This window comes from Nocardia sp. NPDC051981 (assembly GCF_040680715.1).
In the GTDB taxonomy this organism is placed as follows: domain Bacteria; phylum Actinomycetota; class Actinomycetes; order Mycobacteriales; family Mycobacteriaceae; genus Nocardia.
The window spans coordinates 392,124-416,552 of sequence record NZ_JBFAXK010000002.1; the positions used below are offsets into that span (position 1 = coordinate 392,124).

General features: G+C 67.5%; 19 protein-coding genes, 2 tRNA genes and 1 pseudogene. 12 read left to right on the top strand and 10 right to left on the bottom strand.

What is annotated here, in order from left to right; translation table 11 throughout:
- Window positions 1–35 precede the first annotated feature (35 nt).
- Window positions 36–575: a transglycosylase family protein gene (locus AB0L60_RS05710; protein ID WP_364607773.1), complete on the bottom strand. Its 540-nt coding sequence runs from the start codon at window positions 573–575 to the stop codon at window positions 36–38.
- Between the two features lie 533 nt (window positions 576–1,108).
- Here AB0L60_RS05710 and AB0L60_RS05715 point away from each other — a divergent pair.
- Window positions 1,109–1,182: transfer RNA gene (locus AB0L60_RS05715), tRNA-Met, on the top strand.
- Window positions 1,183–1,515: 333 nt separating this feature from the next.
- Here AB0L60_RS05715 and AB0L60_RS05720 read toward each other — a convergent pair.
- On the bottom strand, window positions 1,516–1,971 hold the full coding sequence (locus tag AB0L60_RS05720) for a DUF2871 domain-containing protein (RefSeq protein WP_364607776.1): 456 nt from the start codon (window positions 1,969–1,971) through the stop codon (window positions 1,516–1,518).
- A complete protein-coding gene (locus tag AB0L60_RS05725) occupies window positions 1,968–3,626 on the bottom strand; it encodes an MFS transporter (protein ID WP_364607779.1) in 1,659 nt (552 codons plus the stop codon). The genes AB0L60_RS05720 and AB0L60_RS05725 overlap by 4 nt, the downstream gene beginning before the upstream one ends.
- 356 nt (window positions 3,627–3,982) lie before the next feature.
- On the opposite strand from AB0L60_RS05725, the gene AB0L60_RS05730 reads away from it, so the two are divergent.
- The 3 genes from AB0L60_RS05730 to AB0L60_RS05740 all read left to right on the top strand — a co-directional run bounded on the left by AB0L60_RS05730 (window position 3,983) and on the right by AB0L60_RS05740 (window position 6,970).
- On the top strand, window positions 3,983–4,741 hold the full coding sequence (locus AB0L60_RS05730; RefSeq protein WP_364607782.1) for a protein phosphatase 2C domain-containing protein: 759 nt from the start codon (window positions 3,983–3,985) through the stop codon (window positions 4,739–4,741).
- Between the two features lie 93 nt (window positions 4,742–4,834).
- Window positions 4,835–6,832: a YhgE/Pip domain-containing protein gene (locus tag AB0L60_RS05735; RefSeq protein WP_364607785.1), complete on the top strand. Its 1,998-nt coding sequence runs from the start codon at window positions 4,835–4,837 to the stop codon at window positions 6,830–6,832.
- Window positions 6,833–6,896: 64 nt separating this feature from the next.
- A tRNA-Met gene (locus AB0L60_RS05740) sits at window positions 6,897–6,970 on the top strand.
- Window positions 6,971–7,292: 322 nt separating this feature from the next.
- Here AB0L60_RS05740 and AB0L60_RS05745 read toward each other — a convergent pair.
- From AB0L60_RS05745 to AB0L60_RS05760, 4 genes and pseudogenes are all read right to left on the bottom strand, one after another.
- Window positions 7,293–7,666: pseudogene (locus AB0L60_RS05745) on the bottom strand (IS30 family transposase); the annotation flags it as partial.
- A 308-nt stretch (window positions 7,667–7,974) separates the two neighbouring features.
- The gene (locus AB0L60_RS05750; protein ID WP_364607788.1) at window positions 7,975–8,379 is read right to left on the bottom strand and encodes an ester cyclase; all 405 of its coding nucleotides are present in this window, start codon (window positions 8,377–8,379) and stop codon (window positions 7,975–7,977) included.
- A 13-nt stretch (window positions 8,380–8,392) separates the two neighbouring features.
- Window positions 8,393–9,154 carry an SDR family NAD(P)-dependent oxidoreductase gene (locus AB0L60_RS05755; RefSeq protein ID WP_364607791.1) on the bottom strand — a complete coding sequence of 254 codons (762 nt, stop codon included), beginning with the start codon at window positions 9,152–9,154 and terminating at the stop codon, window positions 8,393–8,395.
- A 278-nt stretch (window positions 9,155–9,432) separates the two neighbouring features.
- Window positions 9,433–10,428: an AraC family transcriptional regulator gene (locus AB0L60_RS05760; RefSeq protein WP_364607794.1), complete on the bottom strand. Its 996-nt coding sequence runs from the start codon at window positions 10,426–10,428 to the stop codon at window positions 9,433–9,435.
- A 404-nt stretch (window positions 10,429–10,832) separates the two neighbouring features.
- Between AB0L60_RS05760 and AB0L60_RS05765 the strand changes: the two genes are divergently transcribed.
- The 3 genes from AB0L60_RS05765 (at window position 10,833) to AB0L60_RS05775 (ending at window position 15,622) form a co-directional block, all read left to right on the top strand.
- Window positions 10,833–12,062, top strand: coding sequence for a low temperature requirement protein A (locus tag AB0L60_RS05765; RefSeq protein WP_364607797.1), 1,230 nt, complete (start codon window positions 10,833–10,835; stop codon window positions 12,060–12,062).
- Window positions 12,059–14,845 carry an AAA family ATPase gene (locus AB0L60_RS05770; protein WP_364607800.1) on the top strand — a complete coding sequence of 929 codons (2,787 nt, stop codon included), beginning with the start codon at window positions 12,059–12,061 and terminating at the stop codon, window positions 14,843–14,845. Before AB0L60_RS05765 ends, AB0L60_RS05770 begins: the two co-directional genes overlap by 4 nt.
- A 111-nt stretch (window positions 14,846–14,956) precedes the next feature.
- The gene (locus tag AB0L60_RS05775; RefSeq protein ID WP_364607803.1) at window positions 14,957–15,622 is read left to right on the top strand and encodes a methyltransferase domain-containing protein; all 666 of its coding nucleotides are present in this window, start codon (window positions 14,957–14,959) and stop codon (window positions 15,620–15,622) included.
- Here the strand turns inward: AB0L60_RS05775 and AB0L60_RS05780 are convergent.
- Window positions 15,598–16,488 carry an AraC family transcriptional regulator gene (locus AB0L60_RS05780; RefSeq protein WP_364607806.1) on the bottom strand — a complete coding sequence of 297 codons (891 nt, stop codon included), beginning with the start codon at window positions 16,486–16,488 and terminating at the stop codon, window positions 15,598–15,600. The genes AB0L60_RS05775 and AB0L60_RS05780 overlap by 25 nt on opposite strands.
- 176 nt (window positions 16,489–16,664) lie before the next feature.
- On the opposite strand from AB0L60_RS05780, the gene AB0L60_RS05785 reads away from it, so the two are divergent.
- The 5 genes from AB0L60_RS05785 to AB0L60_RS05805 all read left to right on the top strand — a co-directional run bounded on the left by AB0L60_RS05785 (window position 16,665) and on the right by AB0L60_RS05805 (window position 21,383).
- Complete coding sequence (locus tag AB0L60_RS05785) at window positions 16,665–16,982, top strand: antibiotic biosynthesis monooxygenase (RefSeq protein WP_364607809.1); 318 nt, start codon at window positions 16,665–16,667, stop codon at window positions 16,980–16,982.
- A gap of 31 nt (window positions 16,983–17,013) precedes the next feature.
- Window positions 17,014–17,982 carry an alpha/beta hydrolase gene (locus tag AB0L60_RS05790; protein WP_364607812.1) on the top strand — a complete coding sequence of 323 codons (969 nt, stop codon included), beginning with the start codon at window positions 17,014–17,016 and terminating at the stop codon, window positions 17,980–17,982.
- 498 nt (window positions 17,983–18,480) lie between these two features.
- Window positions 18,481–19,851, top strand: a complete 1,371-nt coding sequence (locus tag AB0L60_RS05795; protein WP_364607815.1) for a cutinase family protein — start codon at window positions 18,481–18,483, stop codon at window positions 19,849–19,851.
- Between the two features lie 114 nt (window positions 19,852–19,965).
- Window positions 19,966–20,616, top strand: coding sequence for a TetR/AcrR family transcriptional regulator (locus tag AB0L60_RS05800; protein ID WP_364607818.1), 651 nt, complete (start codon window positions 19,966–19,968; stop codon window positions 20,614–20,616).
- A 209-nt stretch (window positions 20,617–20,825) separates the two neighbouring features.
- The gene (locus AB0L60_RS05805; RefSeq protein WP_364607821.1) at window positions 20,826–21,383 is read left to right on the top strand and encodes an alpha/beta fold hydrolase; all 558 of its coding nucleotides are present in this window, start codon (window positions 20,826–20,828) and stop codon (window positions 21,381–21,383) included.
- A 134-nt stretch (window positions 21,384–21,517) separates the two neighbouring features.
- On the opposite strand, the gene AB0L60_RS05810 is transcribed toward AB0L60_RS05805, so the two are convergent.
- Window positions 21,518–22,723, bottom strand: coding sequence for an Ig-like domain-containing protein (locus AB0L60_RS05810; protein WP_364607824.1), 1,206 nt, complete (start codon window positions 22,721–22,723; stop codon window positions 21,518–21,520).
- A 155-nt stretch (window positions 22,724–22,878) separates the two neighbouring features.
- The gene (locus tag AB0L60_RS05815; protein ID WP_364607827.1) at window positions 22,879–24,417 is read right to left on the bottom strand and encodes a DUF4185 domain-containing protein; all 1,539 of its coding nucleotides are present in this window, start codon (window positions 24,415–24,417) and stop codon (window positions 22,879–22,881) included.
- Window positions 24,418–24,429: the final 12 nt, after the last annotated feature.

Genomic DNA, 24,429 nt, shown 5'->3' on the forward strand with positions numbered 1-24,429 from the left:
TTCCATTTTCTTCCGGTATGGGAAGGAGATTCGGGTTATTTGCCCCAGGATTCGATGAGGGCGGCGTTGGACTGGAGGACCTGGTTGTACTGGTCCTGCACGCCGAACTGCTGGGCGAGGCCGCCGGCAACGCTCTTGGCCTGGTCGATGACGGCCTGGCGATCGGTCGGGAGGGCGGGGGTGGGAGCCGGGGCTGCGGGCTCCGGGGCGGCCTGGGGCTCGGGCTCGCTGGTGCCCGCGCGCAGGTACTGGCCGCACACCGGCCAGGCGCCGGCACCCTGGGTGGACAGCACGTTCTCGGCCACCCGGATCTGCTCGGCCTTGCTGGCGTTGGAGGCGAGGCCGGCGCCGCCGTTGGCGGCCCAGGTGCTCTGCGAGAACTGCAGACCGCCGTAGTAGCCGTTGCCGGTGTTGATACCCCAGTTGCCGCCGCTCTCGCACTGGGCGACGCCGTCCCAGTCGTGGGTCGGGGCGGCGGAGGCGGTTGCGGTGAAGCCGAACGGGACGGCAACAAGTGCGCCGGTGACGGCGGCGAAGCCGAGGACGCGAGTGTTGATCTTCCGGTTCTGTTTCATGGTGATTTCCCTCCCTGTGCCGACCAGCCCGGCGCAAATGCTCCGCCGTGTCCCTGTCCCCAGGAGTCGGGGTGCCCGACCGCGGGACAGGGTTTCCGGAGTGCAGCGGTTCGGGTCGGAGCCCATCTCAGGTTTGATCCGGGCCGCAACTGACGATAACGAGTAAATCTCGGCAGATCACGTCTTGATAACTCCGGAATTGCATGAAGCGAATGACCCGAAAAACGGCGTTGATGCAGGTTGGCTATGCTGCAAATGCCAATCCCGAGCGGTCTGTTATCTGGCCGTGATGTGATTCAACTCACCAAGAATTTGTGACTCCGGTCACGTTTCATGCTCAAATGAACGACCGAACGTGCGCGCGAGACTCTCAAATGGAAGATTTTCACCCTGATCACTCCGCTTTAAGGGCAACCGTCCGGTCTGATTCGCCCCGCCACCCTCGCTCGCACGGTTGCTTTCCGCCTCAGAACCCGGCTTGACCAGTCGATTTGGTGCATCTCCCGGCCCGTGTGTAATGTTGTGTTCACCGACGCGGGGTGGAGCAGCTCGGTAGCTCGCTGGGCTCATAACCCAGAGGTCGCAGGTTCAAATCCTGTCCCCGCTACAAAAGAGGGCGGTCCTGACCAGTAGGTCAGGACCGCCCTCAGTCTTTGTCGAGGTTCTTGGCAGCGGCGCTGGCATCGTCCCGAACTTCGGCGCCGACCAGCATCCATCATGTCGTTCGACTTCGTCGATGACTGCGCAGAAGAAGCGATTCATCGTCCCGACGACCTCGGGGTCACAGCCACCAGCAAGCCAGTCTCGGCGAGGCCTGCTCGCCGAGACTGCCATGCACGAGGCGGGCCGGGTACCTGTCGACGTCGGCTGTTCGCCGATCATCGGAATCGCTCGGTGGTCACGGGTCTGGTCGATCAGGTGCTGCGCGGCTCGACAACCCTCAGCGCTCGACCACGTGTTCCGCGTTCTGCCGCGCATCGCCGGGCTCGCGGGCCGCGGTCGTTATCGGGCCGCGCAGGCACAGGAAGAACATGGCGAAACCGACGGACAACAGGATGTGGCCGAGTCCGGCGATACCCGAGATGGCGGGACTGACATCGTGGTTCAGGACCGTGAGGATGCCGTGGGCGACCATCATGGCCACGGTCACGACCAGCCCGGCGTTGTAGGTCCAGAAGAAGGCGTTGAACCATCGGCCGGAGGTCAGCGCGAATTGCTTGTCCAACACGATGACGATGAGGAAGAACAGCGTTCCGAGTGCGAGGACGTGGGTGTGGGTGGCGGTGAGTTGTGAGCTTCCGGAAAAGTCGTGGGCCTTGGTGAATTCGCGGTAGAAGAACCCTAGGACGAGTCCCAGGACTGTGTAGCAGGCGGCGGCGTAGAACGACTTCTTCATCGGCTCTCCCTGGCGGATGCTCGGCGGGTGCGGGAATTCAGGATGGTCGCGCTCACCAAGCCGAGGGCGAGAAAGGCTGCGGCCACGCCCAATGCGGCCCTGGTGGCGTCACCGAATCCTTCGGACAGTGCGGTGGTGACCTGTGGTCCTGCGGGTCCGAGTTGTCCGGTGTCGCCTTGTGCGCGCAGTGCGGAGATCACTCCTCCGGCCGAATCTCTGGTTGCGGTGACCAGGTGCTGTGCTGTTGGCGGCGGCAGCCGGGGGACCCATTCCAATCGGTCGGTCAGGTTGTGCGCCAACCCGATCGACAGCACTGCGCCGAGGATGGCGGAGCCGAGTGCCGCACCGAGTTGCCGGACGGTACTCTGCGTCGCCGAACCCTGGCCCGACCGCTCCGGCGGGATGTCGGCCAGCACGGTGCCGGTCAGCTGTGCCGAGGCGAGACCGAGTCCGGCGCCATACCCGGCCAGCAGCACGGCGAGCAGCCAGGGCGAGGCCGTCGAGGAGAGGAGCAGCGCGACCGCGGCGACGCCCACCGCCTCGAGGGCCAGGCCCACGATCACCGTTCTCGAGGCACCGAGCACGGCGGCGATGTGCCGGGCGGCGGCACCGGATCCGAACGCGCCCAAGGCCATTGCGGCCAGTACCAGGCCGGCGCCCAGCGTCGACAGGCCGAGCCCGTTCACCAGGAACAGCGGCAGCACGAGCAGCAGGCCGAATTCTCCGATCGCCACGGTCATTGCGGTCAGATTGCCCCAGCTGAAGGTCGGGACGGAGAACAGGCTCACGTCCAGGATCGCGGACCTGCCCGCCCGCGCGCGGTGTCGTTCCCAGACTACGAACAGCACCAACGCGACCACGCCGATCAGCCCGATGACCGGAACCACCGAGACCGGAGCGCTTCGCGGCCAATCTATTCCGAGGACACTGAACGCGGAGTTCGGCCGCCACCAGCCCAGGCTCTGACCTTCGATGAGTGCGAAGACGACCCCGCCGAACCCGATCGCGCTGAGCAGTAGTCCGTCGACATCGAGCCCGGGTTCGCTGATCGCGGCCTTGGTTTCGCGCACCGCGAGCAATGTGCCGATCAGTACCGCCGCCCCGATCGGGATATTGACGATGAAAATCCATCGCCAGCTGAAGTAGGTGGTCAGGCTGCCGCCGAGGAGCGGGCCCACGGCGGCCATGCCGGAGATGACCGCGCCCCACACCGCGAACGCGATGACGCGGTCCTTGCCGCGGAAAGTGGCGTTCACGCTCGACAGGGTGGCGGGCAAAACGAACGCTCCGCCGACACCCTGTACCACACGCGAAAGGATCAGCGCCGCAACGCTCGACGCGACGGCAGCCATCAGGCTGCCCGCCAGGAACACGAGTACGCCGAGCACGAACATCCGGCGTCGGCCGAGCCGGTCGCCGAGACGGCCCGCAGTCAGCAGCAGTGCTGCGAAGACGACCGAATAGGCGCTGTTGACCCACTGGGCATCGGTCAGATCGAGTCCGAGATCGGTCACGATCACCGGTAGGGCGACGCCGACGATGGTGCCGTCCACAACGATCAACGAGAGCCCTGCGGCGAGGACGCCGAGCCCGATCCACGCGCTTCGGTCGGCCCGCGGCATCGTCTCGGCCGCGGTACTTGGATCGATCTGCATTGTTGTGATTCTGCGAGCTCGGACCGGCCGCCGGTAGATTCGATCGGTCCATGCCGGACCAACCTTCGAAGGAGTCGCGATCCTCCGATCGGCAACCCGGCGAAGAGGACGACGGCTCCGTGCACCGGGTCCGGCCGGCGTGGCTCGCTCCAGCGTCGATGTGACCGCCGGTGGTCGTGGCACAGGGCCTTCGAAAGGTGGGGTGGGTAACAACGGCGTAGCAGCTCATTCGTGAACCTCTCGAATTACTCAGCAAGCACACAGACATTTCGGGAGCGGAGCTTGGGTTTCGGCCGTTGAATGGGGTAGTGCTGCAGGACAGCACCCCGTGAGACGGAGTCCCAGGAGGTCCGGTCGTGCACACCGAAGCCATCGAGGTGGGAGATGTCGCCGCTGTCGACGCCGATGCGCAGGCGCGGCTCGACCTGGTGGCCGGGGCGGGGGTGAGCCGGCTGGGGCGGCGCACGATCAATGCGGACGCGTTCGCCACGTTCACCGATCCGCGGCTGGGGCGCAGCGCTTTCGTGGTGGCCGACGGGGTGGGGGATCATCTGGCGGCGGCCCGGGCGGCGCGGCTGGTGGCGCAGACCGCGGCGCGGGCGGCGGTCGGGGACGGCGCGCAGGCCGGAATCCTGGCGGCGCAGCGGGAATTGCTGCGTGAGCTACCCGAGTCGAGCGCCGACAGCGTGCTGGTGGTCGCGGTGCTGCCGAGCAGTGGTCAGCTGGACGGTCCCTGCGACATCGCCTGGGTGGGTGACTGCCGGGCCTACCGCTGGAACGGCCGCGTGCTGCACCGCACGACCACCGATCACACTGTCGCCGAGTACTTCCGGGCGCGCGGGCGCGACCCGCTGCCGGGTATGCGGCATCTGGTCACGACCTCGGTGCGGACCGTGCAGCCGGGCGATATCGGGCGCGCGGCCACCGGATCGAGCGCGGGCAGGCTGCTGCTGTGCACCGATGGGGTGGGTAAGAAGCTCAACATGCCGATCATCAAGTCGATTCTGTCCCACGGGACTTCGGCGGGTCAGGCGGCGGAAGCGCTGGTGGGGACGGCCCTCGGTCGCGGCGGCACCGACAACACCACCGCACTGGTGGTGGACGCGAGCCGCTGAGCCGGGCGGATATTTCCCCGAATTCGCACATTCTGGACGGGTGACCAGGTAGCTTGGGCCCGACTTTGGCAGTGCGCAGCATCGGGGTTCGCCGTGGCAGACAGATCGACATCCATCCGCAGTCACTTTGGCGGTCTGCTCCGGCGCAAGCCGTGGGGATTCGCATTCGCGCGCGCCTCGATCGTGCTGCTCCTGGTGGTGCCGACACTGGTCTCGGCGGTCTACATGTGGATCATGTGGGATCCGGAGCTGTACCTGAAGCAGATTCCGGTCGCCGTCGCCAGCGACGATGCCGGCGGCATTTCCGACGGCAAGGCCCAGAACATGGGTACCGAGATTCTCGACAATCTGGTGTCCAGCGGTGAACTCCAGTTCCACCGGGTCAGCAGCGCGGAAGCGGTGCGCGGGCTGCGGGAGAGCCGGTACGCCTTCTCGGTCGTCATTCCCGCCGACTTCACCCGGAACGTGCTGAGCGTGACCGATCCCGCGCCACAGCATGCTCGGATCATGGTCTGGTACAACGACTTCAACGGCACGCTGGGACCGGCCGTGGCCAATAGCGTTGTCACCGAGGCGCAGAACCAGATCGCGGCCACCATCGGGCGCGGTTACGCCGGTCAGATCCTGGTCGGCGTGAACAGTCTCGGCTCCGGCCTCGGCGACGCCGCCAAGGGTGCGACCCAGTTGGCCCAGGGCACCACGCAGCTCGCCGACGGCTCCGACCAGCTGACCGCCGGACTCGATCAGGCCGCCACCGGCGCGGCGCAACTCGCGACCGGCACGGGTCAGCTCCATACCGGTGCGGTCCAGCTCGCCGACGGCGCGAACCAATTGGTCACCGGCACCGATCAACTCGGCTCCGGAGCACGGCAGATCCGCGATGGCGTGGACCAGGTCGTCACGCCGCTGCTGGACGCCCTCCAGCCCGCCGGACGGCTCGCGGCGCAGCTCGATCCGCTGCTCGACCAGTTGAGCAGAAACCCGGACCCCGCGGTGGCCGACGCGGTCACCCAGCTGAAGAGCCTCATCGGCCAGGTCCGGCCGGACGACCCCGATTCCCTCGTCGGCCAGCTGACCCAGTTGCGCGACGGTACAAAGGAATTGGCCCGGCAGCTCACCGATCCCAAGGCCGACTACCGCTCCGGAGTGCTGGCCCTCGCCGACGGCAGCACCCAATTACGGGACGGCACAGCACAACTCGGCAGCGGCGCGAACGACCTGTCCACGGGCCTGGACCAGCTGGTCGCCGGCGGCCGCGACCTCCGGGCGGGCGTCACCCAATTGGGCGACGGCGCAACCCAGCTCGACAACGGCCTGCGCGACGGTGCGGCCGCCGCACCCCACATCGCCGACCCCAACGCCTCGGCCGACGTCATGGCCCAGCCCGTCACCATCGACATCCGCAACCAGGAACCCAGCCAGCTCGTCCGCGACGGCGACCGCAGCCACAAGGAGATCGCCCGGGGCGCAGGCCCCGTGCTCGTCGTGATGGGCTCCTTCCTCGCGGCCATCGTCCTGTGGATGCTGTTGCGCCCCTTACGCGGAGCCGCCCGCGGCCGTTCACCCTGGCGGCGCGCCGCGGGCCCCGTCCTGCGCGGCACCGCGGTCGGCGCGGCGTGCGTCATCGCCCTGTCCGCCCTCGCCGCCGGTTACGGCGGCTGGCTCGGCTGGTCTCCGCAACAGTGGCCCGCCATGGTCGCCGTCATCGCGCTGGTCGGCCTGGTGGCAGCCGTGACGGCGCAACTGTTCGTCGTCCTCTTCGGCCGCGTCGCCGGTTCCATCGCGGCCTTCTCCTTCTATATGTTCCAAATCTTCGCCTTCGGCGGCGTTTTCCCCGCCGGCACCACCCCACTCCTGTTCCGACCCTTCAAAGACATCGCCCCCATGACGTTCGCCCGCCGAGCCATCATCCGCACCGACATCGCCCTGTACGACCGGATGTTCTGGATCTCCATCGCGGTCCTGCTCCTCATCCTCGCCGCCGCCCTGGCGATCATGATCGCCGCCCGCTACCTCGCCGCCTCCGTACCCGATCCGGCCCCCGCCGATCGCACCCCCGAACCCCCGCACTCGATTCCCTCCCGACCCTGAAAAACGGCTCTGACCAGTCGATTAGGTTCCCTTCCCCACTTGTGTGTAATGTTGTATTCACCGACGCGGGGTGGAGCAGCTCGGTAGCTCGCTGGGCTCATAACCCAGAGGTCGCAGGTTCAAATCCTGTCCCCGCTACAAACGAGGGCGGTCCTGACCAGTAGGTTTCAGGACCGCCCTCAACTTTTGTCGAGGTTCGTGGCAACGGATTTGGCAACCGTCCGGTTGTCTGTGTCGAGTGGCGCGACGAACCTCTGCGAAATCCACTGCTGCCAGGTGTTGTCCAATGGATGTAGTGGAACGCACGGGACGGCTGCGTTCGCTGGGGTGCCAGCCCATCGATCGTAGGCAATTGCCCAGGTTGAGTTCCGTTGATGTCCATGATCTTTCGGGGGCTGGGCGGCTTCCCGGGTGTCTCGCAAATTCGTCACGGGACCGCGCATCCGCACGGACCGGCCGGTCGCAGATTCAAGATCAGTTCTCTGTCCGGGGCTCCCTGGCCTTCGACATACAGTGCCTGGTGAATTGCTTCGTGGCTGCTGCGCATGGACTTGTCGTCGGGGAAGTCGATCCGCAGTCGCCGAGAGACCTGCTCTTGGCTCCACGCCTGCACCCATTGCCGGTCCGTGCGATGCGGCTTGTTCTGACCGGTCCAGTCCCGATCGCCGGACGGGCGACGATCCTGCCGTTCGCGTCTGCGATCCGTCCTGATAGCGGATGCTGAACGTATTCCCGAAGCTGCTGGTTATCAAATAGTTTCGCTGCTTTCGGGCGCTTGACGAACAGTTCGGCCTTCCACTGGGCCACCGAGGCGCGATAGTCGAGCCTGCAAGAATACGGTGGCGTCCCGCCAGCATCGCGGAACCATCGACTGCCTTTCACAGGCGATACCCTCATTTCGACCTGGACAGATCCGATCTGGGAGGTTGGGCGCCGAGCAGCACCGACACCGCGAGTCCCGCCCGCCAAGGCGGCGCCACCACCGCCCCCGCAACCGCCCGGCGCCGGATTGCGGTGGGCCTCGACGTCGACTGGCGGCGTTGGCGGTTCGTCCGGATACGACAGGGGTATCCGGGCGAACCGCCTGCTTGCCGGATCAGTGCTCGGACTCCGGCTCGCGCCAGCGTGATCGACACGACCGCCTAGGAGGGAATGGCGCCGATCTGCTGCATGATGGTCATCCGGTCCGGCGACACCCAGAACTCGGCGATCTTGCCATCCGCGACGCGCATGACGCCGATACCGACCGCCGACACCTGTCGCCCGGTCGCCGGCACGCCCATGAGATCCCCGTCGTGGGTGCCCTCGTACCGGCAGCGCAGCGCCACGAGGTCGCTGTCGGCGATGAGTTCGTCGAGCGGGTGTCGCAGATCGGTCATGCCGGCGAAGAAGGCGTCGCCGAACGCCTTGACGCCGTCGATGTCCAATGTCGGCAGCCCCGCCGGGTGGAACCGGAAGTCCTCGGTGCACAGGTGTATCGGGGTGGTCCGACCGCGGTCGAGCTCCTCGAAGTAGTTGCGGACGATCTGCTTGTTCTCCTCGGACATGGCGGTGTTCCTCTCACTTCGCCTGGTCGAGCCGGACCGCGTCGGGGCCGGCGGGGAATCGCAGCTGCCCGGTCGTGTCGTGCACCGCACGCCATACCGTTTCGGCGACGTCGCTCTCCTGCGTGAACAGATCCTGTTCCAGAAACAGGTCGAGGGTCCGCTTCGCGAACGGTTCGTAAGCCGGTGGAACCAGCTTGTCCAGCGGGCCGGTGAAGTCGATGTTGTCGGTCGCCTTGCCGGCGAAGTTGGTCGTCAGGCAGGTGCCGGGCTCGACGGTCTTGGCGCGTACGCCGAACTCGGCGAGCTCGAGGGCGAGCGACGCAGTGAATCCCTCGATGGCCGCTTTGCTGGCCTTGTACACGGCCGAGAGCGGCATGTGCCCGAGCACGACGCTGGAGGTCACGTTGACCACGACTCCGGCGCCGCGCTCACGGAACTGGGCCAGCACTTCCTGGGTGGTGGCCATGACGCCGAAGGTGTTGGTCTCGAAGATCTCCCGCACCCGGCTCATCGGAGTGCCTTCGTACGCGCCGATCAGCCCGATGCCGGAATTGTTGACCAGGGCGTCGATGGGCCCCGCCGCGGCGAACGCCGCAGCGATGGAGTCGGGGTCGGTGACGTCGAGTTGGAGGATGCGGAGTCGGTCGGACTCGGGCAGGACATCCGCGCGGGGCGTTCGCATGGTGGCGATGACGTTCCACCCGCGCCCGAGGAAATGCCGTGCGGTTTCCCGCCCGTAGCCGGATGAAGTGCCGGTGATCAGAACTGTGCTCATGGTGGAAGGGCTCCTGTCGCTCGTTCGGAAGAGTGCGGAACTCACTGTGCGTGGCGGCCGGCGCCCGCCACATCTGTCGGATGGCTGCTCAGTCGAAGGCCATCCGAGGGCCTATGACTTAACCCAGGCCCCAGATAAGGGCCTCGTCGAGGTGTCGGGCCTTGTTGAACACGAGGGCGAGGTTGTACATCGTCGGCCACGGCGACTATCACCGCACCCGCCCTGTTTCGGCTGATCGTGAACCAGAGCGCAGCCGTGCTCTCGACATCCCGCGATCCTCAGATTTTGGCCCGGGAGGCCGAGGTGGGCAGGAATTCCCGGGCGTCATGGGTTGGCGGAGCACCGTATTGGCGCCGGTATTCCCGGCTGAACTGGGAGGGACTGGTGTAACCGACCTTGCGGCCTATGCCGGTCACGTCGCTGGGGTTGGAGATGAGCAGCAGGCGGGCCTCGTGTAACCGAATTCGCTTCTGGAACTGGACCGGGCTCATGGTTGTGACAGCGTTGAAACTACGGTGGAAAGCCGAGACGCTCATGGCTGCCCGGGCGGCGAGATCCTCGACGCGAAACGGCTGGTGGTAGTGCTCTCTGATCCAATGGATAGCGGTCGCGATGCGGTTGAGATTGCTCTCGGGCGTGCCGAACTGGCGAATCATCGCGGCTTGTTCACCGGTGATCAACCGCCACAGGATTTCGCGTTTGATCAGCGGCGCGAGGACGGCGATATCGCCCGGCCGGTCGAGTAGCCGCAGCAGGCGCAAGACGGCGTCGATCAGGTCGTCGTCCGCGTCGCTGACCGCCAGACCAGGCGGTGTGAGCGTGGCGACCTCCGGCAGACTGGCCGGTGTGCGAATGAGCATCTCGATGATCTCGGCGGGATCGATGTCGAGACCGACCCCGAGCCCCGGGCGGCCCGGTGCTGCCTCGATGAAGTGGCTGACCACCGGAAGGTCCAGCGAGGCAACGAGATACTGCCCCGCTCGATGCTCGTACATGCGCTCACCGAGCGCGAATCGTTTGGTGCCCTGTCCGACCAGCGCGAAGACCCGGCCATAGGTCACGGGTTTGGGCGGCTGGGGCGCGACGGCCTTGAATATCCTGACCGCGTCGATGGCGGTCGTCAGGTCGGGGCGGGCGTGGCGGTCCATCAGATCGCACAGCTCGTCGAGGCTCGCCGCCCGATTCCGCGCCGCACCACAGCAATTCGCGGCGCATCGGCGATTGTGCGGGCGCTGCGACGAGCTCTCCGCGGATGGACAGGGCTGTTTCGGCAACGGTGATCCCTCCCAGATCGAGGCCAACCGGCCCGGTCAGCCGTTCCAGACCCAGCGGTTGCGGCGAGCCGGTGCAGTCGATACGCGGGGTCATGGCTCAGCGCGATGAGTGCATCGTAGCGGCGCAGCGGGTTTGGCGGTCAGCCGTTCGGCTGGCCGCCGTCGCCTGCCTTGCCGTTGCGAAAAGTGTCATCTCGCTTCGGATGCCGTCGGCCATGACAGGTTCCCGTTCGCGGTGGGATGGGGTGTCCAGGCCGATTTCCATGCAACCAGCGCCCAGATCGGTGGTCTTGACACAGAAGTCGCGGGCACTTGCACGATCCTGCCGATCTCGTTGACTTCCCGGAACGGCCACGGGTGAATGGCGAAGACAATCAGGGATGTACAGCGAGGAGCGCAGTTCCGTGAGACGTCGATCGACGGTGCACGCGGTGCGAGAGCATCGGTCGGCACCGCCGCCGAAAGCCGTCGCGAGTGTGGAGGGCGATCGGGTCACCCCCGTGGAGCTCTTCTTCGACCTCGCCTACGTATTCGGGTTCACACAGGTCAGCCGATTGATGGCGGAAGCGCATACGCCGATGGGCGTCCTGCAGGGTCTCATCGTGCTCGCCCTGCTGTGGTGGTCGTGGACGGCCTACAGCTGGCTGGCCAATCAGCTTCACGCCGACGAGGGCTTCGTGCGCGTCGCCATGTTCGCGGGCATGACGGCGGTATTCGTCGTGGCCGTCGTGGTGCCCGAAGCCTACGGTGACCGGTCGAGCGGACTGTCGGGCCCGCTGGTCTTCGTTGCCGCCTACCTCGGCGCTCGGTTGACCCACTTCGCCGTCTACCTGGTCACTTCTGTGGGAGGTCGCGAAGCCCGGCGAGAAGTGGTGCAGACGGTGTGCTGCTCGCTCGTCCCCTCGGGCGCACTGCTGGTGGGCGGCGCGGTGCTCGGATCGCCATGGCAGGTGTGGTGTGCGCTGGCCGCGGTCACCATCGAGCCGATCATCGCCAACCTGACCACGTGGGGCGTGCGCAGCCGCATCGGCTCGGCTGCGCATTTCATCGAACGACATCGGCTGGTGGTCATTCTCGCGCTCGGCGAGTCGACCGTGGCGATCGGCGCCGCGGCGGGGCCGATCGATCTCCCGCTGCTGGTGGGCGTGCTGCTGGCGGTCGCGATCGCCATCGGACTGTGGCGAGGGTATTTCAGCGGACTGGCCGAGACCGCGGAGCAGGCGTTGTCCGGACTCGACGCGCGGGACCGAGCGCGCGCCGCCCACCATGGATACAGTCTGCTGCATTTCCCAATCGTCGCCGGAATCATCTTGTCCGCCTTGGGGATCGAAGTCGCGATGGCGCACATTTCGAGTACGCGGCCACTCGGGTGGTTCGGCGCGGTCGCGCTGACCGGCGGCGCGGCGGTCTGTCTGGCGGGCACCGCGATCTTCGCCCGGCGCGTCGCCGGTGTGGACATCCGCCCGCGTCTGCTCGCCGCGACGATTCTGCTCTCGATGTCGGTCGTGGTCGGCCAATTGCCCCCGCTGGGCGCTCTCGGCGTCATGGCCGCGCTGCTGCCGGTCGTCTTGCTCCTCGACCGCCGACGACCCGAGATCGAAACTCGGCAACGCGGCGTGGCGGTCGGCCGATGAGCGAGTCCACCCTATTCGGGCGAGACACCGAACTCGCCCGGCTCGCCGCGTTTCTCGATGGTGGTGAGGCGGTACTGCTCGAGGGCGAACCGGGCGTCGGCAAATCAGCACTGCTCACCGCGACCGCACGCCGCGCCGAGACCTGCGGAATGCAGGTCTTGCGGGCCTCGGGATCGGAGTTCGAAGCCGATATCAGCTACGCCGCACTGAATCAGCTGCTGTTGCCGTTGCATGCCCGGCTGCCGCAGCTGACGGCCGACCAGCGGGAAGCATTGACCGTCGCACTGGGTTTCGGCGCTGGATCACCGCCGGACGTCCTGCTGGTCTGCAACGCGGCGCTCGCCCTGATCGGCGCGGTCGCGGCCGAACAGCCGATGGCGCTGTTCGTGGACGATATCCAATGGATCGATAGAGCCTCGGCCGTCGTGCTGAGCTTTCTCACCCGCCGGCTGGCGGGAACCCGTGCCGGACTGCTCGTGTCGGCGCGCGCCGGAACGGAGAGTTTCGCGCGGCGTGCGGACATGGCCACGATGGTGATTGAACCACTGGCGCCCGAGGCCGCGCAGGAGCTGGTCGATGCCTCCTTTCCGCGGTTGCGGCCATCGCTCCGGCGGTCATTGCTCGATCTCGCGCAGGGCAATCCGCTCGCATTGCTCGAGCTTCCATCGACGCTCACCGACTCCGCGCATACTCGCACGGATCGAGACGCGCCAGCGCTGGTGCCGCTCAGCGAACGATTACAGCAGCTTTTCGCTGCCCGCATCGCCGCGCTGCCCGACCTGACGCGCCAACTGCTGCTGCTGGCCACCTTCGAAGGCACCGGCAGCCTCCGGGTGCTCCGGACGATTCTCGACACAGGTGACGGTCTCTCCTGCCTGGCCGCGGCGGAACGTGAACAACTCGTGCGGGTGGACGATGACGCCGCGCGAATCGTCTTCCGGCATCCTCTGATTCGGTCTTCCATCGTCGCGATGTCGACCCATGAGGAACGTCGCAGCGCGCACGTCCGGCTCGCGGCCGCGCTTCCCGCGGATCGGGAACGCAGAGCCTGGCATTTCGCCCATGCCGCGGACGGCCCGGACGAAGCCGTCGCCGAACTTCTCGAAGCGGCCGCACACCGAACGATGTTGCGCGGGGACGCGTTCGGGGCCATCACCGCGTTGATCCGAGCCGCCGAGCTGAGTCCCGCGAACGCCGACCGCGGCCGGAGACTCGCCGAAGCCGCCTACATCGGGGCCGAAGCCGGCGGCACCGGCGACGCCGCGCGGCGGCTGCTGACCGACGCGCAGCTGGCGCCCCCGGACCCCACCGGCTCCCTGCACGCGGCCAACGCGGCCGCATTCCTCATGCTCAACGGCGACGGCGACGTGGACACCGCGCACCGGCTGCTGGTGGGAGCGATCGAGACCGCCGACCACGGTTATCAGGCTGATGACCCGGCGCTGATCGAAGCCATGCACACCTTGCTGCTGCTGTGCTGGTACGGCGGTGCGCCCCGCTACTGGGAGCCGTACTTTCGCGCGCTGGACCGCCTGCGCCCGGCGCCGCCGCCGATCCTCGCGCTCATCAGCCGGACCTTCCCCGACCCCGCGCGGACCGCCGCCACCGCATCGGAGTCGGCCGACGCCATCCTGGCCACTCTGCCCGAGGAGACCGACCCCACCCGGATCATGAGGATCGGCACGGCGTCGGTGTACCTGGACCGATTGGCGGATTCGCGCGAGCCATCCTGGCGCATCGTTCATCAGGGGCGTAACGGCGGCTCGCCCCGCCGGCACCTCGGCGCGCTCATGCACCTGTGCCTGGACGACTATCTGACCGGCCGATGGGACGAGGCCGAGCAACTCGCCGACGAAGGCCAAACGGTTTGCGACAGTGCGGGTTTCCCCTTCTTCGCCTGGTATTTCCGATACCATCGTGCGCTCATGGCGGCCGGTCGCGGCCGCTTCGCGCAGGCCCATGAGCTGGCCGACGAGATCGCCCACTGGGCTCTGCCGCGCGGAGTATCGGCGGCGACGGTCTTCGCCCGGCATCCGCGCGTGCTGGCCGCCCTGGGTGGCGGCGACTTCGAAGCGGCGTTCCAGCACGCCGCCGCCATGAGCCCTCCCGGAGTCCTCGCCTCTCACATCCCGCATTGCACCTGGGTCATGTTCGACCTTGTGGAAGCCGCCGTGCGCACCGGCCGCATCGGTGAGGCGCGTGCCCACGTCGAGGCCATGCGCGCCGCCGACGTGGCCGCGCTATCACCCCGGATGGCGCTGCTCGTCGCCGGAGCCGAGGCTCTCACCGCTGACGGCCAAGATGCCCTGTCCGGACTGGAGGAAGTGCTGACCTCGCCGGACATCGATCGGTGGCAGTTCGACGCCTCCCGGGTCCGGCTCGTCCTGGGCGAGCGACTGCGCCGGGCATCCGAGGTGAGGAGAGCACGACCGCATCTGATCGCGGCGCGGGACGGTTTCGCGGCGATGAGCGCCGTGCCGTGGCTCGAGCGGGCACGAAACGAGCTGCGCGCCACAGGTTATCGGCAGGGCGACTCGATATCAGCGCGTACGGTGCTCACGGCCCTGACAGACCAGGAAGCGCTCATCGCCCGGCTGGCGGCGCGGGGGCTGACCAACAGGCAGATCGGTGAGCGGCTGTATCTGTCGCACCGTACCGTCGGGGCCCACCTCTATCGGATCTTCCCGAAACTCGGGGTGAGCTCGCGGGCCGGGCTCGCGGACGCGCTGTCACGGCAGCCCGATCGGGCCGATCCACCCGGCCCTCACGGTTCCGGTGACTAAGTCGCGGAACGCGATACGCGCCGAGATCGAGAGACGAACGACAGATGTGCTCCCTCACCGCTGCGGCAACAGTTGAACCTGTCACGATCACAGCCGTTGGGAGCATTCACCATGACCACCGTCCACCGTTTCGGCTTCCTCGCCGAATTCCTGCGTGCCCCAGGCGTAGTCGCGGCCGTCACGCCCAGCAGCGCGGCGCTGGCCGCAGCCGTCACGGTTCCCGTACCGCTCGACGGCGCGCCCGTGGTGCTCGAACTCGGACCCGGCACAGGAGCATTCACCGCGGCGATCCAGCGGCGGCTGCCCGGGCGCGGACACCACCTCGCCATCGAGATCAATGAGCGCTTCGCGGCTGCGACGGCCACCCGGTTCGCGGCCGTCCACGTCACCGTGGGTGACGCGAGCAATCTCCGGGAAGTCCTGACCGGCAACGGTTTCGGGTACGCCGATGTCATTGTCAGCGGTCTGCCCTGGGCCGCGTTCGCCCCCGAACGTCAGGATGATCTGCTTGCCGCCATCGCGGGTGGCTTGGCATCCGATGGCGTCTTCTCCACTTTCGCGTACAGCTCCACACGTTGGATGCCGCCGGCCCGCCGACTTCGGCGCCGGCTCACAGACCATTTCGAGGAGGTGCTCGCCTGCCGCACCGTGTGGGCCAACATGCCGCCGGCCTTCGTCTACTACTGCCGCAGGCCGCGTTCGCGCCCGCGCGGCGACGTCGTTACGCGGGTGAAATCGACTGCCGCACAGGCTCACGCGACGGTCGGCGCACGGTGAGCGCCAGGCATTTCCTGGCTCGGCGGCCTGCCGAACAAGCGCCGATATTCGCGGCTGAACTGCGATGGGCTGTCGTAACCGACGCGGTGGGCGATGGCTGTCACGTCGTTCGGCCGCGACGCGAGCAGCAGGCGGGCATGCTCCAGGCGGATCCGTTTCTGGAACTGGACGGGGCTCTGAGTCGTCACCGTCTGGAAGTTCCGGTAGAACGCCGAAGGGCTCATGCCGGCCAGTCGCGCCAGGTCCGCGACACGGAACGGCTCGTCGTAGTTGTCGCGAATCCACCGCACGGCTCGAGCGATATGGTGCAGGCCGCTGTCGGCGAGCCCGAGCTGCCGGATCGTGGCGCCCTGCTCGCCGGTGATCAAGCGCCACAAGATCTCTCGTTTGATCAGGGGAGCCAGTGCCGCTCGGTCGCGCGGATGATCGAGGAGCCGGAGCAGGCGCACCGAGGCGTCGAGCAGTTCGGGTGTCAGCGACCCGACCGCGATGCCCGGCACCGTCGCCGACCGGCTGCGAACGAGATCGGCGGGAGCGGCGTCGAGCAGCAACTCGGCGATCACCGACGAGTCCAGGACCAGCGCGAAACCCAGTGCGGGGCGGCCGGGTCGCGCGTCGACGAACTGGCCGGTCACCGGCAGGTCGATCGAAGCGACAAGGTAACCGCCGGGACGGTATTCCTGCACCTGATCGCCGACCGCGAGACGTTTGACGCCGCGGGTCAGAACCGCGAGCACCGTGCCGGACATCTCCATCGTCGGCGGAGCCGTGTGCTCGACCTTGGCGATGTGCAATCCGTCGATCGCGGTCGTCTCATCGGCTCGGACGTGCTTGGCCAGTAGGGCGTCCAGCTCCTCGAGACTCATGTCCCGATTGCAGCACAATCAAACTTCGCGCACTCATTGATCTGGAGGATCAGGCAAGTACGAGCGAGCTTTCTGCTACCGGAGTTGCCCGAAAAACCGTGCAATAGATGCATACCCCAAACCGGACGACACATCGGCCGGAAGACTTCACTCAACCACTCGAAGGAGTATCTGACATGACCGTCGGCTACGGATTCAACACCACCCTGACCGCCCGCCCCGGTATGGCCGACGAACTCGTCACCCTGCTGCTGAGCGGACTGGAGGAGGGCAACCCGGCCGCCAGCGAGCACTGCCGCGTCTACCTGGTCTGCCGATCGGCTTCGGCTCCGGACACGATTCACATCACGGAGGGCTGGACCAGCGAAGAAGACCACCACCGGCGCTTCGCGGGCGCCGCGGCCCAGGCGATCGTCGCGAAGGTCGGGGCTCTGGTCACCGGCGAGGGGCCGTACACCGACTACGTCCCGGTCGGCGGCAAAGCGCTGTTCTGATCATCGAAGCACCCCACCCGAAAGATAGATCATGTCTCCTCTGGCCCGCCCCGCTCTCGATCCCGAACTCGCCGTGTTGCTCACCTCGATGCCGCTGGTCCCGGCGATCACCGACGAGCTCCTCACCCAGTTCCGGCAGGTGCCCTCCACTCCGCTCGAAGTCCTGCTCGGCAGCCGCACCGTGGACCGGCGGGAGGTCATCGCACCCGCCGCCGACGGAGCCGACATCCCGCTCACCGTTTTCACTCCCGCCGCCGCGACCGGGAACGCCGCGTGCGTCTATTGGATGCACGGCGGTGGAATGATCATGGGGGACAGGTACTCTCAGCTCGACATCCCCCTGGAATGGCTCGACGCGGCCGGAGCGGTCGTGGTCACCGTCGACTACCGGCTGGCCCCCGAGCACGGCGGCACCACCCCCGTCGAGGATTGCTACCACGGCCTGCTCTGGATCGCCGAACACTGCGACGACCTCGGCATCGATCCGGCCAAGATCGTCATCGCGGGCACCAGCGCCGGCGGCGGCCTCGCGGCAGGCGTCGCGCTCATGGCCCGCGACCTGGGCGGGCCGCCCATCCTCGCCCAGATCCTGAGCTGTCCGATGCTCGACCATGGCAACACCACCATCTCCAGCCTCCAGTACTCGGGCGAGCCAGCCGTGTGGACCCGCGAAACCAATGCCTACGCCTGGAACGCCGTGTTGGCCGAAATCCCCGACGACCTGATCCCGGCCTACATCTCGCCCAGCCGCGCCGGCGACCTCTCCGGCCTGCCCGCCGCCTATATCGACGTCGGGTCCGCGGAGGTTTTCCGAGACGAGGACGTCGACTACGCGACGCGGATCTGGGCATCCGGAGGTCAGGCCGAACTCCATGTATGGGCAGGCGGCTGCCACGGCTTCGACTCGCTGTTCCCGCACGCCGAACTCGCCATCGCCGCCCGCCGGGCTCGCACCGATTGGCTCACCCGGACCTTGAACTCGGTCCGGACACACGACTGACGAGACGCGATGGGCTGCTGTTCTGCCACCACACTCGGCGGGACGCTGCCGATGCCGGACAACGCGCCTGCACCGTCTCCAGCGGCCGGGATTGGCAACGGATTCGGCAACCGGACACGGCGAAATCCAGCGGGCCGGGTGTCACGCAGCGGACAGGGCGGACAATCGAAACCCCGTTGACCAGCACGGAACGGGTTCCGTCGCACAGGTGGGACCGCCCGGGACGGGTCCTCGTTGGCTCATAACCCAGAGGTCGCAGGTTCAAATCCTGTCCCCGCTACAAAGGAAGGGCCCGGAGAGATTCTCTCCGGGGCCTTTTCGCTCTCCGCCTGCTCGGCGTGGTGGCGCGCAGCCCCCTGACGTGGTCTGAAACGATTATGTGTCTGAAAAGCCTGCGAAACCGACCGCGAGTGGCGAGAATTGTCTATGCTGCGCAGCCGAACGAGGACCTGCCGCCGCACCGGCCCGAAACCCCTTCGGCACCAGAGGAATTGGACAATGAGCAGGCTGGCGACGGCGTGCGCGGCGATCTTGGTCGCCGCGGGCGTCACGGTCGGGACCACGGTGGCCGGCGATGCGCGGGCGGAGACGCACGGCGCACTGCCCTGTACCCCGTATACGGCGATTCTCGCGCCGGGGACCTGGGAGACGCGTTTCGATGCGGATCCGATGGTGCCGGTCGGCATGCTCAGGCCGATCGGCGATGGGCTGCAACGGCAGTACGGCAGTGACATCACCGTGCTCTACGCCCCGTATGCGGCGAGCGCTTTCGATCAGGGGCTGAGCTATGCGCAATCCCTGAGCACCCTCGAATCCCGGCTGCATCAGATGGCGAGCAGTCTGTGCGGTTCGACGCGAGTGTTCCTCGCCGGGTACAGCCAGGGCGCGGACGGGATCGGCGATTTCGCGACCGAGATCGGCAATGGCGAGGGGCCGATCAGCGCCGATCGGGTGGTCGGCGTGGGGCTGCTGGCCGATCCGCATCGCGATCCGAGAACCACTCTCTCGCTGGGCGACCCGCAACCCGGTCACGGCATCGCCGGGACGCGGAGTCAGGACTTCGGTGCGCTGACCGATCGGGTGCGCACCCTGTGCGTCGAAGGCGACCTGTACTGCTCGCTCAATGCCGCCACGTCGCCGTTCCTCTTTGCGCTCGGCCGGGTGCTCAGCGGTGACTCCGCGATGATCGCATCCCTGATTCCCGCGGGCACGGATCCCAGCACACTGCTCGCGCAGGCCGTGAAGGTCGGCGCCGGCTGGACGGCGACCGCGGCGAACCTGCCCGCCATTCTCCAAAGCCTCACCAATCTCCCCGATCTGATCCAAGCGGGCGATATCAGTGGCGCGCACGAGATCGCGAGCAATCTCAATATGGCTCTGGCTCCGATGGTCCAGGCGGCCGCGGGCGTGGACCTGCCCCTCATCGGCTCGGTCATCCGGGCGGCCGCGGCCATCGACCCGTCGGGCTGGACCGCCGCTGCCAGCGTGATCGCCGATGCCCTGACCCAGATCGACATCCTGCGCATCGCGGGAAATGTCGGCCACATGCAGGAAACCCTGTGGCGCGCAGTCGAATCCCTCACCCGCAACGACGCGTCCGGCGCCGCTGCCGAAGTGGCGACCCTCGCCCCGGCCGGACTCGATCTGGCCGGCTCCGTTCTCGGCCCCCTCACCAACGCCGTACGGGGTGATCTCCGCGTCGCCGCGCAAACCCTGCTCAGCATCGGCGGTATCGACAGTATCAACGATCTGCTGGAACTGAGCCGCCAGGGCGTCGACATGGCCACCTTCTACGCTTCGAAGGCGCACGTCGACTACGGCGACGACGCACAGATACTCCTGGGCTTCCTGGGCTCCCTGGCTGCTTGACAGGCCGCCGCTCCCCGCCCCGGAACCACTGGTTCCGGGGCTGCCCGCGTTGGGGCGGGTTAGGATCTGTGATTCATGGACCGGTGGGGAGCCGGACCTGAGGGGGAGCGAAACATGGTGACTACCACCGATATACCCGTGATCGGCCGCAGGGAGCGCAACAGGCAGCGGGTCCGTGCCCGGATCTACACGTCCGCGCTGGAGTTGTTTGCCGAAAAAGGCTACGACGCAACGACGATCGACGAGATAGCGGAGCGCGCGGACGTGTCGCGCGGTACCTTCTTCAATCACTTCCCGCGCAAGGAAGACCTCATCACCGAGTGGGCCGAGGACCGGCGCCGCACTCTGATGGACCGGATCGAGCAGCCACTCGGGACCGGGGCGAGCGACACCGGCGCGCTGTTGCACCGGTGCATGGCCGGTCTCGCCCAGCTCAGTGAGGCGCAGCGCGGAGTCACCGAGATCATGCTGACGGCGTGGGTGAAGACGGGCCGCCCGCTCACCGAAGAGCCGTACACCGCCGAGGTTTTCGCGCGGATCATCGAGATCGGCGTCCGGCGCGGCGACATCGACGCACGCGCGGATCCGGTCCTGCTGGGGAACCTCCTCCGCGACGCCTACCTCGGGGTCGTGTACCGCTGGGCCCGCCGCACGACCGACCAGGAGCGGATAGCCGGCGAACTGCGCGACGTACTCGACGTCATCCTGCGAGGTGTCGCAACCAACAAGGTCGCCGGGACCGAGAACGATTGGCCCGCAGCGTGACCGAAACCGCCGACTTACCGTGAATGTGATCTGAACGCCATTCGTGGTCGAGTCATGCGGATCGAATCATTCACTTTGGCACGAAATGTCCCCTAGCAGGCGCGTTCCATCCCCATACCGCCGTCGGAACACCGATAGATTTGCCCGGTCCGGGCCCAACGAGGGGTGGGTCCGCACATACCTTGGAACGGACGCGGAATGGAGGCTCGATGCCCAGCGGGGGCGGCGCGGGAGAAGATCGCGGGACTCATGGCCCGGCACCCGCTGACCCCGCTGCCGCCGGGCACGGCTGGGCCGCGGGCGCGCCCAGTCCGCACACCATGACCCAGGCCGGTGCGGATCTGCTCGGTGTCATGGACGCGCTCGGTCTGGAGACGGCACAGGTGGTGGGCCTGTCCTACGGCGGCGGCATCGCGCAGACCGCCGCGGTCGCGGCACCGGAGCGCTTCGCCTCGCTGACCCTGGCGGCCACCACCGACTTCCCCTTCGACGCGTTCGAGAACCGCGCCCGATCTGGTGAGACGGACGGCATGCCCGCCCAGGTCGCGCCCTCGCTCACCCGCTGGTTCACGCCCGAATTCGCGGCCGAGAACCCCGGCCGGTCCGCTATGCGCGCGAGCAGGTCCTGCGTGGCAACCCGGTCGACTGGGCCGCCGCCTGGCGCGCCTTCAGCGGTCTCGAGGTACAGAACCGGTTGTCGGACTTCACTTCTCCAGTGCTCGTCCTCGCCGGCGAGCGTGACGCCTCGACCACGCCCGCGATCATGAAGGGGGTCGCCGAGCGCATCCCCGTGGCCGAGTACCGCGAACTGCCCGGCGCCCCGCACATGCAGGCCCTGGAGCAGCCCGCCCTGGTCGCGGCGGCGCTCGACGACTTCCTGCCCGCAGACCGCCGACGGCGCTCAGGCCAGGGCGCTGCCCCGCTGCCAGTCCGGCCAGAGGATGGTCCAGTCACCGCCCTGCCCGATGTCGAGCGGATCGCCGCCGGTATTGCGGACTTCGACCACATCGCCGGGGTTGGCGAAGTCGAAGAACCAGGCGGCGTCCGCGGGACTGAGGTTGAGGCAGCCGTGTGAGACGTTGGTATTGCCCTGAGCCCAGACCGTCGCGGCGAGTTCGTGCAGGTAGATGCCGTCGTGGCTGATACGGACGGCATTTCTGATGTTTTCGCGGTAGCCGAGGCCGGAGTTGACGGGCAGGCCGTAGCTGGAGGAGTCCATGCTGACGACGCTGTTCTTGTCGAGCACGGTGTAGACCCCGGGATGGGTCCAGAACGACAACACCCGCCCGCCCACCACGGCGGTACCGCCCCGGCCCATGGACGTGGGCATGGTGCGAACCAGGTTGCCGTTCTCGAAGACTTCGATGTGTTTGGTGTTGTCGTCCGCGATGGCGATGTGGGAGGGGCCGATCACCAGGGAGACCCCCTGGTCGTCCCGGCCGTACACGCCGTCGCCGAGGCGGGTGCCGAACAGGTTCGCCGCCACCGTGATCCGGGTGCCGGGCGTGTGATAGGTCTCCGGACGCCAGTGCGCATTGCGGTCGTCGAGCCAGTACCACGCGCCCGGCACGTGGGGCTCGGTGGTGACCCGGAGGGTGCGTTCCGCGGCGGCGCGGTCGACGGCCTCGTCGAAGTGCGCGACCAGCACCAGGCCGATGCCGTAGGTTTCACCGTCCTGGATGTCGAGGAGATTGTTCGAGCGGAAGGAGACGCTGGTCAGCGTGTCGGGCCGGACAGTGGTGAAGACGGCGGTGGTGTCGACGTCTCCGGTCTCGCCGTTCGCCACCACCGACGCCGTATAGGTGTGGCCGTAGCCGAGTGGTTCGGAACTGATCCAGGCCAGGCGATCCGCGGAGAGCGCGCCCGGTAGCGGTCGACCGGTTTCGTCGACCCAGGAGACCGAGGTCAAGGTCCCGTTGAGCACACCGACCCGGCCGAGTTGGCGCGGACTCAACTCACGCCCGGCGGCCACCGGCGGAAACACGATGGCCGCGGGCCGCGAGGCGCGCGGGAGCAGCCCGTTGCCCCGGTACGGCACGCTGCCGGCGACGAACAGTCCGCCCAGCCCCATGATCCCGGTCAATACCTGACGACGTCGCAACCCCAACGCGCGCTCCCTTCGACCTGATCCCGGACCCGGCTCGGTCGTGTCAGCATCGCGCTGCCGGCCAACAAGATCACGACGCCGGACGGGATCTCCACCGATCCGTCGCGTAACCGACACCTGGCGGCAATCGAGCGGGAGCGCTCAGCGGGTCGCTCTCACTTCAGCGTCGCGTGCATGAGGTAGACGTTGTAGCTGTTCCAGGTGGAGATGGTGAAGTAGAGATCCTTGGCGGTGGACCAGGGGTGGATGAAGCCGCCGTAGGCGGTGGGGTAGTCGTCGGTGCTGAGCAGCGGGGTCGGATCCGACCAGGCGCCCTGGGGTTCGCCGGCGGTGCGGAGGACGATCTGGTTGCGGGTGACGTCGAGGTAGACCATCCGCCACTGGTTCGACTCGGGGTCGTACTGGACGGACAGTTCGCTGGCGGTGCCGGAAACCAGTGGTGTGGCGAGCAATTCGTTGGGGCCGTCGGCGGGGGTCCAGGTGCCGTCGATCCAGTACTGGTAGGCCGACTTGTTCAGGACCTGGTCGGCGTGGACGCGGGCGAGGCCGATGACACCGAGGCGTCCGTTGGGCGTGCCGAACATGTAGACGTAGTCGCCGTGCGGAACCATGGTGGCGACCTGGAAGCGGCCGAGCCCGAACAGGTTGTCCCAGCGGGCCCACTGCGATTTGGTCCAGGTGCGGCCGTTGTCGTCGGACCAGGCGATGCCGCCGAGGTTGGTCGACCACATGCCGGGGATCTTGGACCAGTGGTTGACCGACATGTAGGTCAGGTACTGGCGGTCGCCGACGGCGAATCCCGAGGTGGGGATGGTGGTGGTCTCGAAGTTCTTGATCTTGCGGCTGTCGAGCAGTTCGGCGGCGTGGCAGCGGCTGTTCTGCACGAAGTCGTCGAGGATCAGACCCTGCGACAGATCGCGAGTGCTGCTGTAGGCCAGCACATTGCTGCGCCAGTCCTGCTGGTCGGTGCCGGCGCCGGTGGGTTTCCAGCCTTTGCCGAAGGTGTCGCCGAACATCACGGCGACCTGGCCGGGCTTGGTCTCCCACATGAGCCCGAGGTCGGTGCCGTCGACCGACCAGCGCATATCGGTGCGATTGACCGAGCCCTGCCCGGTGACCTGGTTGACCAGCTGGACCGAATCCACCTGCGGCGCGCCGACCGCCGCGGCCACGGGCGCGGGCGCGGCGGACTGGACGGCCGCGGTGGGCGTGGCCTGGGGTTCGGGTGGCTCGCCGCCCGGCACCACGATCGGGATGGGTTCGGGCTCGGTGGTGATCTCGACCTGGGGCAGCGACGCGCTGCCGCCGCCGGGCTGATTCGCCGGGGCCGGGACGGTGTCGCGGACATCCGGGCACGGATTGGCGCAAGGGTCGGCGGGCAGCGCGACCGGATCGACACGGGTGTTGTCGGGCTTCGGGCCGGGCACCTGGACGGTGACGATCTGGGGCACGGGCACCGGGACCTTGATGGTCTGATTGCCCTGCGGCTGGGCGCCATTCGGGTCCGCTCGGCGATCCAGCGGGTCGAATCCGGTCTCGCCGCAGCTGTTCACCGGTGCGGGCGCCCAGGGATGCGGTGCGGCCCCGGCGGGCGGCGCGGGCAGCAGCATCGCGCCCAGCGCGAAAACGCCCGAGAGTGCGGGCGCCGCAGGGAATCCGGAATGACTCGACCAGCGGCGGGATCGAATTCCCATGTGGTGTGCGGC